Raw genomic sequence first — 16173 nt, 5'->3', positions numbered from 1 at the left:
CAGTACGGGCGTGAGCGCGGCCCGTCACTATCCGACCGGTGCTGCAATTTCCGGGGGACAAACCCCCGGACCCCCGGCCGAAAGGCCGGACGCTGCCCAGACGTTCGCCAGGATGCGAAGGACACCTACTCATGACGACGCCCACGATCGAGCTCAAGCCCTCGGCCTCGCCACTCTCCGACGCGGAGCGCGACGCGATTCTGGCCAACCCCGGGTTCGGCCGCCACTTCACCGACCACATGGTGATCATCAAGTGGACGGAGGGCCGCGGCTGGCACGATGGCCAGCTCGTTCCGTACGCGCCGATCTCCCTCGACCCGGCGACCATGGTCCTGCACTACGCGCAGGAGATCTTCGAGGGGCTCAAGGCCTACCGCCAGCCCGACGGTTCCGTCGCCAGCTTCCGCCCCGAGAAGAACGCCAGGCGCTTCCAGTCCTCGGCCCGCCGCCTCGGCATGCCGGAGCTGCCGGTCGAGACGTTCATCGAGGCGTGCGACGCGCTCGTCCGCCAGGACCAGGCATGGGTCCCGGCGCACGGCGGCGAGGAGTCCCTCTATCTGCGCCCGTTCATGATCGCGACCGAGGTCGGCCTGGGTGTGAAGCCCGCCAACGAGTACCTGTTCCTGGTCATCGCGTCCCCCGCGGGCGCCTACTTCCCCGGTGGCGTCAAGCCGGTCTCCATCTGGCTCTCCGAGGACCGGGTCCGTGCCGTCCCCGGCGGCATGGGCGACGCGAAGACGGGCGGCAACTACGCGGCCTCCCTGCTCGCCCAGGCCGAAGCGGCGACCAAGGGCTGCGACCAGGTCTGCTACCTCGACGCGGTCGAGCACACATGGGTCGAGGAACTCGGCGGCATGAACCTGTACTTCGTGTACGGCGACAAGATCGTCACGCCCGCCCTCACCGGCTCCATCCTGGAGGGCGTCACCCGCGACTCCCTGCTCACCGTCGCCCGCGACCTCGGTTACGAGTCCGAGGAGGGCCGCGTCTCCGTCGACCAGTGGCAGCGCGACGCCGAGGCCGGCACCCTCACCGAGGTCTTCGCCTGCGGCACGGCGGCCGTGATCACCCCCGTCGGCACCGTCAAGCGCGCCACCGCCGAGTGGCAGCAGGCGGGCGGCGAGCCCGGCGAGGTCACGTTGCGGCTGCGCCAGGCCCTGCTGGACATCCAGCGCGGGACGGCGGAGGACAGGCACGGATGGATGCACAAGCTGGGTTAGGCGTGGGCCGGGCGCCGGTGGTCGCCCGCAGGGCCGTCGTGGACTTCGTGTCCGCGGCGGCCCTCACGCGTTCCAGACCTGTCGCCGCCAGGTGCGCCGGCCCGGCCAGTGCCCCCGACGACAGGAAGCCAGGATCAGCGGCCGACGAACACGCGCTCCGTCACCGGGAGACGATTCTCGGCCACGGTCGGGACTTCCCGGACGAAAGCCTCCTCGCGGACGCGTGACCCACCGCCCGGGTTGTACGCAATAAGGCCGATTGACCCGGTGGCCGATGGTGCGTTTGCCTCGAACGGAGCCCTTGGCGCGGGGCCGGGGGTGAAGCGTCCACGGGGACCACAGGGGGGAACATGTCCAGAGCCGTACATGTGTCCAGAGGCTCGTTAGGCACGGTGCTGTTGCTGGTGCTCGCCGGAGCCGCCGTTCCGAGCGCCACCGCAGCACCGCAGGCACCACACGCACGGGCACCACACGCACAGGCACCACAAGCACCGCATGCATCACACGCACCGCACGTCGAACGGGTCAGCACCGCCGCCGACGGAACTCAGGCCGACGGGCCGTCCGGCGGTGCCGCGATCAGCGCCGACGGGCGACATGTCTCGTTCACGTCCGACGCGCCGAGCTTCGGCTGCGCGCACAGCCTGCCGTGCCTGCTTGTGAAGGACCTGGCCACCGGCGAGGTCAGCAAGATCGACCTCGGCAGCGGCTACACGTACGGCTCGCCGATGCCGAGCGCTGACGGGGACCGTATCGCCTACTCCGCGGGCACCCGGTTCCTGGCCCCGTACCTGTACGACCGCGCCACCGGCCGCTCGCAGCGGCTGTGGCCCGAGAACCCGCCCGGTTCCCACGAGTTGGGCCGCGTCCAGTCGATCAGCCCGGACGGCACGCACGTCGCGTACACCATCGGCAACCGCAACGGCGACGAGAACTTCCGGCTGTTGTACGTCCGCGACACGGCCACCGGCACCGACGAGCTGATCTCACCGGCCGAGGAGGGCGACAAGGCCGGGGCCTCGGTGAGCGGCGACGGCAAGCAGGTGGCGTACGGTGTCCGCGTCGACTCCGAGACGGACCCGGTCGACGTGTTCGTCAAGAACCGGGCGACGGGCGAGCGGACCCAGGTCGACAAGGGCCTCGGCGTGGCCTACCTGGTCCGCATCACCGCAGACGGCCGCCGCGTCCTCCTCGACGCCGAGAGCGGCCTGTACGTCCACGACCTGAGCACGGGCGAGTCGCGGCGCGTGGCCGAGGGGCGGCCTCTCTCGGCCACGGCGGACGGCCGGTACGCCGTCGTCGGCGGCGAGGACGGCGTGCGGGTGCGCGACCTGCGCACGGGCCGGCGCGGGGCGGCTCTGCCGGCGGATGCCCAGCTGGGCTCGGAGATGCTGGCCGCCAAGGGGCGGGCGGTCGCGTTCGGTTCGCGGGCGTCCCACCTGGTGGCGGGCGACACCAACGGGGAGTCGGACGTGTTCGTCTTCTCGGGCGAACTCCGGGAGAACCCGGACCCGATGCCCTCCGTCACCGAACGGATCAGCATGACCTCGGACGGGCAGGAACGCCCCGGGGCGTCCTACGACCCGATGATGGGGGAGGGCAGGGTCGTCGCCTTCACCTCGCAAGGGACCGACGACCCGAGGAACACGAACGTGTTCGTCAACGCGGCCGGCGGCATCTCCCAGGTCGACTCCGGTGCCCAGGGCCCCTCGCGCGAGGGCACGCCCTGCTACAGCGGACGCATGGTCGGCTACGTGGCCCCGCTCGCCTCCGACGGCGGCCCGGGCGTCCACATCCGCAACCGCGCGGTCGGCAAACTGACCAGCCTGGGCTCCTACCAGGGTGTGCGCTTCACCTGGATGGGACAGCCCGGCGTGGACCCCACCTGCCAGTGGATCACCTACGCCGCCACCCTGCCGGCCACCGACGCCGACCCGCACCCTCAGCCCCGCGTCTACCGCTTCAAGTTCAACGGCGGCACCACGGACCTGGTCAGCGAGCCCTCGGGCAAGTCGGCGGGCAACCCGTCGATCAACTACGACGGCCGGTACATCGCCTTCGAACAGGACGGTGACATCCACGTCCGCGACCTCGACACCGGCGCCCTGGAGAAGGCAGTCGGCGGCTCCTCGGCCCCCTCCCTCAGCGCGGACGGACGCAAGATCGCCTTCCAGCAGGGCCGGGACGTCCTCGTCCGCGACCTCGACACCCGGACCACGACCCGGATCAGGGGCGCGCAGCCCTCGCTCTCCGGTGACGGCACGCGTGTCGCGTACACCTCGGGCCGTTCCGTGTACCTGCTCGAACTCGCCACCGGGAAGCGGCAATTGATCAGTGTCGACCGCTGGGGCGGCCGCAACGACCTCCCGGCGGGGCACCCCTCGGTCAACGCCGACGGCACGGCCGTCGCGTTCGAATCGGCGTCACCCGATCTGGTGGAGCACGACACCAACGGGGTCTCGGACGTCTTCCTGCGGACAGTGCGATGACAACGAACGACCACGGGGGAATGACCATGCACAGCGACAACGGGGGAACGACCATGCGCACGAAGAGGCACCGCGCCGCCCTGGCGGCCGTCGTCGTCGCGGCCACCGCCGCCCTGACGTTCACCGGCTCCGCGGTGAGCGCCGCGCCCAGCGCTCCGCACACCGAGCCGATCAGCGTCACGCCCGACCGGAAGGCGGGCAACGGCACCTCGTCGGATGCCGTGACCAGCCGCGACGGCCGGTACGTCGCCTTCTCCTCGGGCGCGTCCGACCTGCTGCCCGGCGCCCCGGAAGGCGGCGTCTTCGTACGCGACCTGCGCACCGGGAAGCTCCGCCACGTCGCCGACGGCGGCAGCCCCTCGCTCAGCGCCGACGGCCGCCACCTCGCCTACACCACCGGCACCGAGGTCCGACTGCGCGACCTGCGCACCGGCCGGACCGAGCGCCTCGACACCGGGATCCCGGCGAGCTACGGCACCGGCCGCGCCGACGTCGCCCTCAGCGGCAACGCGCGCTACGCGGTCTTCACCGCCGGCAGCCAGTACGACGGCGAGGAGGGCGGCTCCGTCGTCTTCCTGCACGACCGCGTGACCGGTACCACCGAGCGCGTCAGCCACCCGAAGCCCACCTGGGAGCCGCGCAGTGCCGGGGCCCCGACGGTCAGCGACGACGGCAACCGCGTCGTCTACGACCACCGCTACACCAACGGCCCGCGCGGCGACGACTGGGGAGACGTCTGGCTGCTCGACCGCGGCACGGGCGCCCGCACCCAGATCGACCGCTCCCACGACGGCTCGCAGACCCAGCGGGAGTCCCTGCTGCCGTCGATCAGCGGCGACGGCCGTACGGTCGTCTTCGAGTCGGCCGACACCCACCTGGTGCCGGACGACACCGACGCCAGCTGGAACGTGTTCGTGCACGACGTGGCGTCCGGTGCCAACCAGCGCATCCACGCCACCCATGGCGGACCCGCCACCGCGTACACCCGTGCGCCCGCGGTGAGCGCCGACGGCCGCTACGTCACCTTCTCCTCCCGGGTCGACGAACCGGGCAGCCGGTGGGGCACCGAGAACCCGGTCTACCTGCGCGACCTGAAGACCGGCACCACCGTCCTGGTCACCCCGGACACCACCAGCGGCACGGCCACGGCCGACGTCCGACCGGGCGGCGTCGCGGACGGCGCCCGCCGCATCGCCTTCACCTCGTCCGACGCGACACTCGTCGACGCCGGAGACGCCAACGACGGCTACGACGTCTTCGTCCGCCACCTGCGGTGATCAACCGAGTGCTCGCATCCTGAGACGGACGGTGAGCACGGGGGCGGTCTGTGCCAGACTGCCCCCGTGCTCTCGTTCGCCACGATTATTGGCAGCAGGCGCGCCGGTCCGCAGTGACCGCCACGTACGACCAGGTACGGGCGGACACCGTCGTCTTCGACCCGCGCGCAGACCTCTCGCACCCGCGAGAGGTTTTTCGCTTTTCTGGCCCACCCGCAGCCGGAGGCGAGAGCGCGAGGGACCATGTGAGGACGGTGGAGCCGGTCATTCCGGTACAGACCGAGATCCGACACAGGAGCCTTGACACCATGACCGAAACCAGCGAGCTCGACGATTCGTTCCACGTCTTCGACACCACCCTGCGCGACGGCGCGCAGCGGGAGGGCATCAACCTCACCGTCGCGGACAAGCTGGCCATCGCACGGCACCTGGACGACTTCGGCGTGGGCTTCATCGAGGGCGGCTGGCCCGGCGCCAACCCACGCGACACCGAGTTCTTCGCCCGCGCCCAGAAGGAGATCGACTTCAAGCACGCCCAGCTGGTCGCCTTCGGCGCCACCCGCCGGGCCGGCGCCAAGGCCGCCGAGGACCCCCAGGTCAAGGCACTCCTCGACTCGGGCGCCGACGTCATCACCCTGGTGGCCAAGTCCCACGACCGGCACGTGGAACTCGCCCTGCGCACCACGCTGGACGAGAACCTGGCGATGGTCCGCGACACGGTGTCCTTCCTGAAGGGCCAGGGCCGCCGCGTCTTCGTCGACTGCGAGCACTTCTTCGACGGCTACCGCCAGAACCCGGAGTACGCCAAGGCGGTCGTACGCTCGGCGTCCGAGGCCGGCGCCGACGTGGTCATCCTCTGCGACACCAACGGCGGCATGCTCCCCGCGCAGGTCCAGGCGGTCGTCGCGACGGTCCTCGCCGACACCGGCGCCCGCCTCGGCATCCACGCCCAGGACGACACCGGCTGCGCGGTCGCCAACACCCTCGCCGCGGTGGACGCGGGCGCGACCCACGTCCAGTGCACGGCCAACGGCTACGGCGAGCGGGTCGGCAACGCCAACCTGTTCCCGGTCGTGGCCGCCCTGGAACTGAAGTACGGCAAGAAGGTGCTGCCCGACGGCAAGCTGCGCGAGATGACCCGCATCTCGCACGCGATCGCGGAGGTCGTGAACCTCACCCCCTCCACGCACCAGCCGTACGTCGGTGTCTCCGCCTTCGCCCACAAGGCGGGCCTGCACGCCTCCGCCATCAAGGTCGACCCCGACCTGTACCAGCACATCGACCCCGAGCAGGTCGGCAACACCATGCGGATGCTGGTCTCCGACATGGCGGGCCGCGCGTCGATCGAGCTCAAGGGCAAGGAACTCGGCGTCGACCTCGGCGGCGACCGCGCGCTGGTCCAGCGGGTGGTCGACCGGGTCAAGGAGCGCGAGCTCAAGGGCTACACGTACGAGGCGGCCGACGCGTCCTTCGAACTCCTCCTGCGTGCCGAGGTGGAGGGCAAGCCCCTCAAGTACTTCGAGGTCGAGTCCTGGCGCGCGATCGTCGAGGACCGCCCCGACGGCATCCACGCCAACGAGGCCACGGTCAAGCTCTTCGCCAAGGGCGAGCGCATCGTCGCCACGGCCGAGGGCAACGGACCGGTCAACGCCCTGGACCGCACCCTGCGCGTCGCCCTGGAACAGATCTACCCCCAGCTCGCCAAGCTCGACCTCGTCGACTACAAGGTCCGCATCCTCGAGGGCGTCCACGGCACCCAGTCCACGACCCGCGTCCTGATCTCCACGTCCGACGGCGCGGGCGAGTGGTCCACGGTAGGCGTGGCGGAGAACGTGATCGCCGCGTCCTGGCAGGCCCTGGAGGACGCTTACACGTACGGCCTGCTGCGGGCGGGGGTCGAGCCGGCCGAGTAACCGACCGCTCGACAGGAGTCCTCGGCGAGCTCTTGGGACTCGCCGAGGCCGGCGGCTGGACCGTCACCTGGCAGGGCTCCTCCGGCGACGTCACCCCCGGCACGACCATCCTGGAAGGGATGCGCGCGGCAGGCGGTGACGTCACCTGCTCCAAGGACGCCTCGGCACCGACGGGCGGCCACGACGTCGGGGTGGTCGTCGTCGGCGAGACCCCGTACGCCGAGGGCGTGGGCGACGTCGGCAACGGCCACGACCTGGAGCTGTCCGCCGCCGACCAGGCAGCCGTCGACACGGTGTGCGCCGCGATGAGATGCGCGGTGCTGATCGTCTCCGGGCGCCCCAACTGGTCGGGGACCGGCTCGGCGACATCGACGCCCTGGTCGCCTCCTGGCTTCCGGGCACGGAGGGCGGGGGCGTGGCCGACGTGCTGTACGGCAGGCGGCCCTTCACGGGCAGCTCCCGGTGACCTGGCCGAAGTCCCCGGCACAGCTGCCGGTCGACGTCGGCGACACGGCGTACGACCCGCAGTTCCCCTACGGCCGGGGACTGACGACCCTGAGCCGGGTCCCGGAGGGCGGCGCGACGGCCCTGAAGGGGCTCGGCGTCGCGGCGGGCGTGGCCGAACGTACCGGTGCCCACGAGGCCGGTCGCGCGCTCGTCACCAGGGCCCGGCTGATCGTCCAGGAGAAGGCCGGCCAGGACATCACGGCGGCGGTCGCGAAACCCTTCGCCGACGCGGACCATCCGCCCCTGACCCGGCGGTACGGACAGGCGGTGGAGAAGCTGACGGCGGCCTATCGGGCGGCGGCCTGAGCGACCGGGTTCCCGCCGGTCTGAATAGACCTTTTTTTTTTGGCTTTCGGGTAGCTTCGAAGTATGAAGGTCGCCCTATCGGCCCGAAGCCTTGCCGGACTGCTCGCCGCACTGGCGCTCGCCGTCCTGACGGCCCTGACCGTCCTGACGGCGGGCGCCTCGCGCGCCTCCGCGGCCACCGACGTCTCGACGATCGCCGAGGCCCTGCGCGAGGATCCGGTCTACGTCGCCCCGGCCGCCTCCGACCAGCTCTCCTCCGCCGACGCCGACGCGCTGTCCGAGCAGATCAAGGACGCCGACAAGCCGCTCTTCGTCGCCGTCCTGCCCGCCGACCAGCCGACCGGGAAGCTCTTCACCGACCTGCGCACCGCCACCGGTATCACCGGCCTGTACGCGATCCGCGTCGGCGACGAGTTCGACGCCCGCGCCGACTCCTCGGTCCTGTCGCCCACGGCCGTCCAGAACCTCGTCGGCAGCGTCGCGACGGAGAAGGACGCCGAGACCCAGCTCGACGACTTCACCGACCGCGCCCTGACGAACATGGGCGGCTCGGCCCCGGCCGGCTGGGACGCCTCCGACGGCGGCGACGGCGCGTCCACCGCCGGGCTGATCACCGCCGGCGCGGTGGTCGTGGCGGGCGGCACAGGTGCGTACGCGCTCGTACGGCGCAGGCGGCGCCGGCACGAGGAGGCGCAGCGGGCCGCGCTGGAGAGGCTGCGGGTCGTGGTCGACGAGGACATCACCGCCTTCGGTGAGGAGCTGGACCGTCTCGACTTCCACCCCGGGGAACCGGGAGCGGACGACGCCATGCGCGCGGACTACGAGCGTGCGCTGGACGCCTACGAGAAGGCGAAGACGTACATGGCCGAGGCCGCGAAGCCCGAGGACGTCCGGCCCGTCACCCAGACCCTGGCGGACGGCCGCTTCGCCCTCGCCCAGCTCACCGCCCGCCGCGAGGGCCGGCCGCTGCCCGAACGCCGCCCACCCTGCTTCTTCGACCCGCGCCACGGCCCCTCGGTCGCCGACGCGACCTGGACACCGGTCGGCGGTGCCTCGCGCGAGGTCCCGGTCTGCGCGGCCGACCGGACCCGTCTGGCGGACGGCCGCGATCCTGTGATCCGCGAGGTCGACACCGACCAGGGCCGCCGCCCCTACTGGGACGCGGGCCCCGCCTACGGCCCCTGGGCGGGCGGCTACTTCGGCGGCGGTATCCTGCCCGGCCTGCTCATCGGCACGATGCTCGGCAGCATGATGGCCACCCCGGCCTACGCCGCCGACTACGGCTCCGGTTACGGCGACTTCGGCGCCGGCGGCTACGAGGGCGGCGACGTCTCCGGCGCCGACTTCGACACCGGCGACTTCGGCGGCGGCTTCGGCGGCGGGGACTTCGGCGGGGGCGGCGGCTTCGGAGGGGGCGGCGGGGACTTCGGCGGCGGGTTCTGACGTACACCCCCGCCTCGGGCACGGGCACGGGCCCGGCGCAGACGCGCGCCGGGCCCGTGCAGCTCCATGCAGTTCGTATGCGGGCCGTGCGAGGTCAGGTGCGCGTCAGAGCGTGGACGCGGCCGAGGCGATGGCGGAGGCGAAGGTGGAGACCTCGGTGTAGACGCCGGGGGCGTTGGCCCGGGCGCAGCCTATGCCCCAGCTGACGATGCCGACCTGGATCCAGGCGTTGGCGCTGTCACGGCGGAACATCGGGCCGCCGGAGTCGCCCTGGCAGGTGTCGACGCCGCCGGCCGCGTAGCCGGCGCAGATCTCCTCGGCGGCGACGAGGCCGCTGTAGCCGCTGTAGGAGCGACAGGTGGCGTCGCTGACGAACGGCACGTTGGCCTTGAGCATGTACCGCTGCTGGGCGCCGCCCTCGGAGGCCGAGCCCCATCCGGCGACGGTGAAGGTGCCGGTGTTGTACTGCGTGGTCGTGGCGATCTTCAGCGTCGGCAGGTTGATGGGCGCGGCGAGCTTGATGAGCGCCCAGTCCTTGCCGGTGCCGTTGTAGCCGGGGGCCCGGTACACCTTGGTGGACTTGACCTGGACCCGGCCGGTGGTGGACTGGAGGTCCACGACGCCGGCGGTGGCGGTGATGCTGGTGTTGTTGCCGGTCGCGCCCACGCAGTGCGCGGCGGTCAGCACGATCTGCTGGGTGTACAGCGCGCCGCCACAGCCCATCGAGAGCCGGACCATGAACGGGAACTCGCCCTGCGCGGCACGGGTGCCGCCGACGACGGGGGCGGGGGCGGCGTTGGCGGCCGAGACGGGCTGAAGACTGGCGATCGCGAGAGCGGCGGCACCGACGGCCGCGCATCTCTTGAGTGCCGTGAGGAGTCTCTTCAACGTGATGCCTTCCGTGGGGGGTTGACCTTGGGGACGTGCGACGAAACGCAGAATTGACGAGAACATGTCATGACGGGCAACAAAGAACTGCCCAGAGGCTGGCATGGGCAGGTCAAATCTGTTGCTGGATTATGAGAACGCCGTGAGTGCCCGCACAAGGGGTGTGATTCGGCCATGCGCACAACCCGCACAGCGACGCGTGCAGCGCTCACCGGCCGCGTGTGCCCGCCGCGACCAAGCCGAGCCGCAACGAGGACAGCTCCTGACCTATTTCCCGCCTACGGTGTCTCCATGCCCGCCCCCGAGGACCCGCAGCCCCGAGCCTTCGACACCACGAGCGCCCTCGACGGCTGGCTCGCCGCCCACCTGGCCCCCCACCCGGGCCTCTGGGTCAAGGTCGCCAAGAAGTCCTCGGGCCTGCCCTCCGTGACAGCTTCCGACGTCAACGACGTGGCCCTCTGTCACGGCTGGATCACGGGTCGGCGCAAGGGGCTCGACGCCACCCACTACCTGCAACGGATCACCCCGCGTCGCCCCGGCAGTCTCTGGTCGATGGTCAACGTGCGGCGCGTGGAGGAACTGACGGCGGACGGCCGTATGCGCCCCGCCGGACTCGCCGAGGTGGAGTCCGCGAAGGCCGACGGCAGATGGGCCGCCGCGTACGAGTCGCAACGCGAGGCCACCGTCCCCGACGACCTCGCCGCGGCACTGGAACACAACCCCCGCGCCAAGGCCGCCTTCGAGCGCCTCGGCAAGACGGACCGGTACCTCGCCATGCTCCCCGTCCTGCGGGCCCGTACGCCGAAGAGCCGCGAGGCCCAACTGGCGGCGGCCGTCGGCAGACTGGCGAGGGGGTGACAGCCGAGCGCCCGCCCTTCCGGTCCGTGGGGACCGGGGGGCGGGCGCGCTCAGTGCTTCCGTGTCTCGACGACGTACCGGGGGCGACTCACCGGGTCGGCCGCCGGCAGGCTCACGCGTTCTTGATCGCGGAGATGTCGAAGTTCAGCTTGATCTTGTCGGAGACCAGGACGCCGCCCGTCTCCAGCGCCGCGTTCCAGGTCAGGCCCCACTCGGAGCGGAGGATCTCCGCCTTGCCCTCGAAGCCGACGCGCTCGTTGCCGAAGGGGTCCTTCGCGGCGCCGTTGAACTCGAGGTCGATGGTGATCGGCTTGGTGACGCCGAGGACGCTGAGGTCGCCGGTGATGCGGTAGTCGTCGCCGCCCAGGGCCTGAGCCGAGGTCGAGCGGAAGGTCATCGTCGGGAACTCGTCCGTCTTGAAGAAGTCCGAGCCCTTGAGGTGGCCGTCGCGGTCCGCGGAACCCGTGTCGATGCTGTCCATCTTGACGTCGATGGACGCCGTGGACGCGGACGGGTCGCTGCCGTCGAGGTGCAGCGAGCCGCTGAAGTCGAGGAACTTGCCCTTGACGTTGGTGACCATGGCGTGCCGGGCGACGAAGCCGAGCGTGGTGTGGGACGGGTCGATGGTGTAGTCGCCGGTCAGCGCGGCGAGGTCGGGGTTCACGGCGGCGGGCGCCGCGGTGGTCGTGTCGGCGGTGTCCTTGCGGCCGAAGATGCCCATGAGGTGCTCCTAGCGAGATCGACGGAGTGATGTTGAATGTTCAACCAGGTCAACAGGGACGACCGTAGTCCTATTCCGGTGACACTTCAACCATCCCGGCGGATTGTTGGTCCGAGGGCACGGAGGTGGTAGACGAAACGGTCATGGATCCCCAGCGCCGAGCCCGTGCCTTACCCGCCCCCACCCGCCGGGCCCTCCTGCTCACGATCGCCTTGATGGCCACGGCCACCGCCGCCACCCCCGGGCGCCCCGTGGACGCGGCCGCCGACCCCTACGACACCCTCCGCCGGCGCTGGCTCGACCTCACCCTCGGCACCGGCTACGACCCCGCCACCGAGCCGTACGCCTCCCGCCTCGCCGAAACCGGCGACCTCGCCCGCGGGTTCCGCGCCACCATGACCCCCACCCCCACCTCCCTGTGGCCCGACCGCCCCTACGACCCGCCCGCCGGCATCACCCAGAGCTACGGCCGCCTGTGGACCATGGCCCAGGCGTACGTCCGGCAGGGCACCGGTTCCACCGGCGACCCCGCCCTCCTCGCGGACCTACTCCGCGGTCTCGACCACCTCTCCGCCACCGTCTACAACCCCACCACCACCCGCTACGGCAACTGGTGGGAATGGCAGATCGGCAGCCCCCGCCTGCTCATGGACCTCACGGCCGCCCTCCACGACCACCTCACCGACGCCCGGCGCGAAGCCGCCTGCGCGGCCGTCGACCACTTCATCCCGGACGCGATGCTGACCGACTACTCCGGCACCTCCACCGGCGCCAACCGTGTCGACCTGTGCCGCTCCGTCGCCCTGCGCGGCATCCTGGGCCGGGCCCCCGACCGGATCGCCCTCGCCCGGGACGCCCTCTCGCCGGTCTTCCCGTACGTGACCGAGGGGGACGGGCTCCACGCCGACGGCTCGTTCGTGCAGCACACCTGGGTCGCCTACTCGGGGACGTACGGCCAGGTCATGCTCGACGGCCTAGGACGCCTGTTCGCACTGCTCGCCGGCTCCGCGTGGGAGGTCACCGACCCGAACCGGCAGATCATCCTCGACAGCGTCGACCACGCCTACGCGCCCCTGATCCACGACGGGCTGGTCGTGGACGGCGTCAACGGCCGTGCCATCAGCCGGGGTCACCTCACGATCGACGACCGTCCCGTCCTGCGCGGAGACCATTTCCACGGGCAGCAGATCATCGCCGCCATCGCCCTGCTGGCCGAAGGGGCGAGCGCTGCGGAGCGGCAGCGCTGGTACGGGCGCGTCAAGGGCTGGATCGAACGGGACACCGTGGCCCCGGTCCTGACGGCGCCCCAGTTCGACGTGGCCGACCTGGCCCGACTGCACGCCGTCGCCGCCTCCCCGGTCGCCCCCGCCCCCGAGCCCGTCGGCCACCGCCTCTTCCCGGCCATGGACCGGGCCGTCCACCGCCGCCCCGCCTTCACCGCGAGCCTCGCCATGGCGAGCGACCGCATCGCGCACTACGAGTGCGGCAACGGTGAGAACCCGCGCGGCTGGCACACCGGCGCCGGGATGCTCTCGTGGTGGCCGAGAGGCCGCGGTGACCAGTACACCGACTGGTACTGGCCGACCGTCGACTGGTACCGGCTCCCCGGCACCACCGTCTCGACCAAGCGCCTCCCCGACGGTGCGGGCGGCGAATGGGGCCGGCCCAAGCCGGACGTGCGGTGGGTCGGTGGCACGACCGACGGCGAGTACGCGGCGATCGGCCAGCATCTGAAGGGGCTGGGCTCGACCCTCGAGGCCCGCAAGTCGTGGTTCTGCGTCGCCGACGCGATCGTCTGCCTCGGCGCCGGCATCACCTGCGCCGACGGCGTCCCCGTCGAGACGGTCGTCGACAACCGCAACCTGGGGGAGAACGGCATCCAGGCCTTCGTGCGCGGCCCCGGCTGGGCCCACCTGGAGGACCACGGTGGCTGGCTCGTCCCGGCAGGCGACCTGCGCACCCTGCGCGAGGACCGCACCGGCGCCTGGTCGGACATCAACACCGGCAGCACGACCGAGCGCCGCTCCCGCCGCTGGCAGACCCTGTGGCTGGACCACGGCACCGACCCGGTGAACGCCTCGTACGTCTACGTCCTCATGCCCGGAGCAGCCCGCCGTACGGTCGCCGCCCGCGCCGCCGACCGCCACTGGCTGTCGGTCCTCGCCAACGACACCGTCCGCCAGGCCGTCCACGTCCCCTCCCTGGGCCTGACGGCCGCCACCTTCTGGCAGGTCGGCACGGTGGGCGGACTCACCGCGTCCGCCGGTGCGAGCGTGCTGGTCCGCCGCCACGGCCGCACCGCTACCCTCTGCGTGAGCGAGCCGCCCCGCACCGGCGAGCCCCTGGAGCTCACCTGGGACCGGCCGGTGAGCGGGGTGATCCGCGCGGACGACTCGGTCGAGGTGCTCTCCACAGGCCGCCGATTGCGCCTCCGTGTCACTCCGGGGAGGGCATGTGCCACCCAGGAATGTGAGGTGACTCTCACCGGATGAGTTTGTACGACCTCTACAAGCGCGAAGCCCTCTGAGCAGTCAGAAGGGCTGCATGCCGCCCTGGTTCTGTTCAGGGGTACCAAGGAAACGGTCCGGAGACTGTACGGAGTCGACGGCGAGCTTTCCTTGGTGGTGTTCGTAAGGTCGCTACATGACCGTTTTGGATGAGGCGCCGGGTGAGTCGACCGACGAGGCGACGGGTGAGCCGACGGGTGAGCCGACGGACGCGCGCGGGCGGGTCGCGGAGCTGCACGAGATCCGTGCGCAGGCGCTGGCCGGCCCCGGCGAGAAGGCGACCGCGGCGCAGCACGCCAAGGGCAAGCTGACCGCACGGGAGCGCATCGAGCTGCTCCTGGACCCGGATTCCTTCCGGGAGGTCGAACAGCTGCGGCGACACCGGGCGACCGGCTTCGGCCTGGAGGCGAAGAGGCCCTACACGGACGGTGTCATCACCGGCTGGGGCACCGTGGAGGGCCGTACGGTCTTCGTCTACGCCCACGACTTCCGCATCTTCGGCGGCGCGCTGGGCGAGGCCCACGCCACGAAGATCCACAAGATCATGGACATGGCCATCGCGGCCGGGGCGCCCCTGGTCTCCCTGAACGACGGCGCCGGCGCCCGTATCCAGGAGGGCGTCTCGGCCCTCGCGGGCTACGGCGGCATCTTCCAGCGCAACACCAAGGCCTCCGGGGTCATCCCGCAGATCTCGGTGATGCTCGGCCCGTGCGCGGGCGGCGCGGCCTACAGCCCCGCCCTCACCGACTTCGTGTTCATGGTCCGCGAGACCTCGCAGATGTTCATCACCGGCCCGGACGTCGTCAAGGCCGTCACCGGTGAGGAGATCACCCAGAACGGCCTCGGCGGCGCCGACGTGCACGCCGAGACGTCCGGCGTCTGTCACTTCGCCTACGACGACGAGGAGACGTGCCTCGCCGAGGTGCGCTACCTGCTGTCGATGCTCCCGCAGAACAACCGCGAGAACCCGCCCCGGGTGGAGCCGAGCGACGAGACGGACCGCCGCAGCGAGGTCCTGCTCGACCTGGTCCCGGCCGACGGCAACCGGCCGTACGACATGACCAAGGTCATCGAGGAGATCGTCGACGACGGCGACTACCTGGAGGTCCATGAGCGCTGGGCCCGCAACATCATCTGCGCCCTGGCTCGTCTCGACGGCCAGGTGGTGGGCATCGTGGCCAACCAGCCGCAGTCCCTGGCCGGGGTCCTGGACATCGAGGCTTCGGAAAAAGCTGCACGCTTTGTCCAGATGTGCGACGCTTTTAACATCCCGATCATCACTTTCCTGGACGTCCCCGGGTTCCTCCCGGGCGTCGACCAGGAGCACGGCGGGATCATCCGGCACGGAGCGAAGCTGCTCTACGCCTACTGCAACGCGACCGTGCCGAGGATCTCCCTGATCCTGCGCAAGGCATACGGAGGTGCGTACATCGTCATGGACAGCCAGTCCATCGGTGCGGACCTCACCTACGCCTGGCCGACCAACGAGATCGCCGTCATGGGCGCGGAAGGCGCGGCCAACGTGATCTTCCGTCGCCAGATCGCCGACGCCGAGGACCCCGAGGCCATGCGGGCCCGCATGGTCAAGGAGTACAAGTCCGAGCTCATGCACCCGTACTACGCGGCGGAGCGCGGCCTGGTCGACGACGTCATCGACCCCGCGGAGACCCGCGAGGTCCTGATCAAGTCCCTGGCGATGCTGCACACCAAGCACGCCGACCTGCCCTCCCGCAAGCACGGCAACCCCCCGCAGTAACCCTGCGGAACCTCCGCGGTTCCCCCGCGGAAACCTCTCTCACGGAGACTGACACCCATGACCACGCATGACATTCGTGTCGAGAAGGGCCACGCCGAGCCCGAGGAAGTCGCCGCCATCACGGCCATCCTCCTGGCCCGCGCGGCGGCCGCCCCTGCCGCCCCGACCCACCGAGTCCGCCCGAAGGCGGGCTGGCGCCGCCTGGAGCGCGAGCCCGGCTTCCGCGCCCCGCACAGCTGGCGCTGACCTCGAACGAAACGGAAGGGCCCCTCTCCGAGAGAGGGGCCC

The 16173-nt window shown here is 71.3% G+C and carries 11 protein-coding genes and 1 pseudogene; 10 read left to right on the top strand and 2 right to left on the bottom strand.

The annotated features are described in order from the left end of the window. Positions 1-131 precede the first annotated feature (131 nt). From ACWBNA_RS30710 to ACWBNA_RS30685, 6 genes and pseudogenes are all read left to right on the top strand, one after another. On the top strand, positions 132-1220 hold the full coding sequence (locus ACWBNA_RS30710; protein WP_217234718.1) for a branched-chain amino acid aminotransferase: 1089 nt from the start codon (positions 132-134) through the stop codon (positions 1218-1220). 659 nt (positions 1221-1879) lie between these two features. Then, on the top strand, positions 1880-3709 hold the full coding sequence (locus tag ACWBNA_RS30705) for a hypothetical protein (RefSeq protein ID WP_482707773.1): 1830 nt from the start codon (positions 1880-1882) through the stop codon (positions 3707-3709). A gap of 53 nt (positions 3710-3762) precedes the next feature. Beyond that, positions 3763-4986 carry a hypothetical protein gene (locus ACWBNA_RS30700; RefSeq protein WP_482707772.1) on the top strand — a complete coding sequence of 408 codons (1224 nt, stop codon included), beginning with the start codon at positions 3763-3765 and terminating at the stop codon, positions 4984-4986. Positions 4987-5294: 308 nt separating this feature from the next. Then, entirely contained in the window at positions 5295-6899 is a 1605-nt protein-coding gene (gene cimA / locus ACWBNA_RS30695; RefSeq protein ID WP_482707771.1) for a citramalate synthase, read from the top strand. Positions 6900-6943: 44 nt separating this feature from the next. Next, positions 6944-7712, top strand: a pseudogene (locus ACWBNA_RS30690) (glycoside hydrolase family 3 protein); the annotation flags it as partial. Between the two features lie 63 nt (positions 7713-7775). Further along, positions 7776-9155, top strand: a complete 1380-nt coding sequence (locus ACWBNA_RS30685) for a hypothetical protein (protein ID WP_482707770.1) — start codon at positions 7776-7778, stop codon at positions 9153-9155. A 105-nt stretch (positions 9156-9260) separates the two neighbouring features. Here the strand turns inward: ACWBNA_RS30685 and ACWBNA_RS30680 are convergent, their stop codons facing one another. Then, positions 9261-10043, bottom strand: a complete 783-nt coding sequence (locus tag ACWBNA_RS30680; protein WP_482707769.1) for a serine protease — start codon at positions 10041-10043, stop codon at positions 9261-9263. Between the two features lie 291 nt (positions 10044-10334). On the opposite strand from ACWBNA_RS30680, the gene ACWBNA_RS30675 reads away from it, so the two are divergent. Next, a complete protein-coding gene (locus ACWBNA_RS30675) occupies positions 10335-10901 on the top strand; it encodes a YdeI/OmpD-associated family protein (protein ID WP_482707768.1) in 567 nt (188 codons plus the stop codon). Between the two features lie 112 nt (positions 10902-11013). Here the strand turns inward: ACWBNA_RS30675 and ACWBNA_RS30670 are convergent, their stop codons facing one another. Continuing rightward, a complete protein-coding gene (locus ACWBNA_RS30670) occupies positions 11014-11622 on the bottom strand; it encodes a YceI family protein (RefSeq protein ID WP_482707767.1) in 609 nt (202 codons plus the stop codon). 143 nt (positions 11623-11765) lie between these two features. Here ACWBNA_RS30670 and ACWBNA_RS30665 point away from each other — a divergent pair, with 143 nt between their 5' ends. From ACWBNA_RS30665 to ACWBNA_RS30655, 3 genes are all read left to right on the top strand, one after another. Next, the gene (locus ACWBNA_RS30665; RefSeq protein WP_482707766.1) at positions 11766-14114 is read left to right on the top strand and encodes a polysaccharide lyase 8 family protein; all 2349 of its coding nucleotides are present in this window, start codon (positions 11766-11768) and stop codon (positions 14112-14114) included. Positions 14115-14265: 151 nt separating this feature from the next. Beyond that, the gene (locus ACWBNA_RS30660) at positions 14266-15885 is read left to right on the top strand and encodes an acyl-CoA carboxylase subunit beta (protein ID WP_482707765.1); all 1620 of its coding nucleotides are present in this window, start codon (positions 14266-14268) and stop codon (positions 15883-15885) included. 57 nt (positions 15886-15942) lie between these two features. Continuing rightward, on the top strand, positions 15943-16131 hold the full coding sequence (locus tag ACWBNA_RS30655; protein WP_482707764.1) for an acyl-CoA carboxylase subunit epsilon: 189 nt from the start codon (positions 15943-15945) through the stop codon (positions 16129-16131). The last annotated feature ends 42 nt before the right edge of the window (positions 16132-16173 follow it).

The organism is Streptomyces sp. Q2 (assembly GCF_056820935.1).
Note: the sequence above shows the minus strand (reverse complement) of the source record. Positions and strands in the feature narration are given on the sequence as shown.

Bases quoted from the DNA above. Each gene is read 5' to 3' on its own strand.
- ACWBNA_RS30710 (WP_217234718.1), top strand. From the start codon at position 132: ATGACGACGCCCACGATCGAGCTCAAGCCCTCGGCCTCGCCACTCTCC.
- ACWBNA_RS30700 (WP_482707772.1), top strand. From the start codon at position 3,763: ATGCGCACGAAGAGGCACCGCGCCGCCCTGGCGGCCGTCGTCGTCGCG.
- cimA (WP_482707771.1), top strand. From the start codon at position 5,295: ATGACCGAAACCAGCGAGCTCGACGATTCGTTCCACGTCTTCGACACC.
- ACWBNA_RS30685 (WP_482707770.1), top strand. From the start codon at position 7,776: ATGAAGGTCGCCCTATCGGCCCGAAGCCTTGCCGGACTGCTCGCCGCA.
- ACWBNA_RS30675 (WP_482707768.1), top strand. From the start codon at position 10,335: ATGCCCGCCCCCGAGGACCCGCAGCCCCGAGCCTTCGACACCACGAGC.
- ACWBNA_RS30670 (WP_482707767.1), bottom strand. From the start codon at position 11,622: ATGGGCATCTTCGGCCGCAAGGACACCGCCGACACGACCACCGCGGCG.
- ACWBNA_RS30665 (WP_482707766.1), top strand. From the start codon at position 11,766: ATGGATCCCCAGCGCCGAGCCCGTGCCTTACCCGCCCCCACCCGCCGG.
- ACWBNA_RS30660 (WP_482707765.1), top strand. From the start codon at position 14,266: ATGACCGTTTTGGATGAGGCGCCGGGTGAGTCGACCGACGAGGCGACG.
- ACWBNA_RS30655 (WP_482707764.1), top strand. From the start codon at position 15,943: ATGACCACGCATGACATTCGTGTCGAGAAGGGCCACGCCGAGCCCGAG.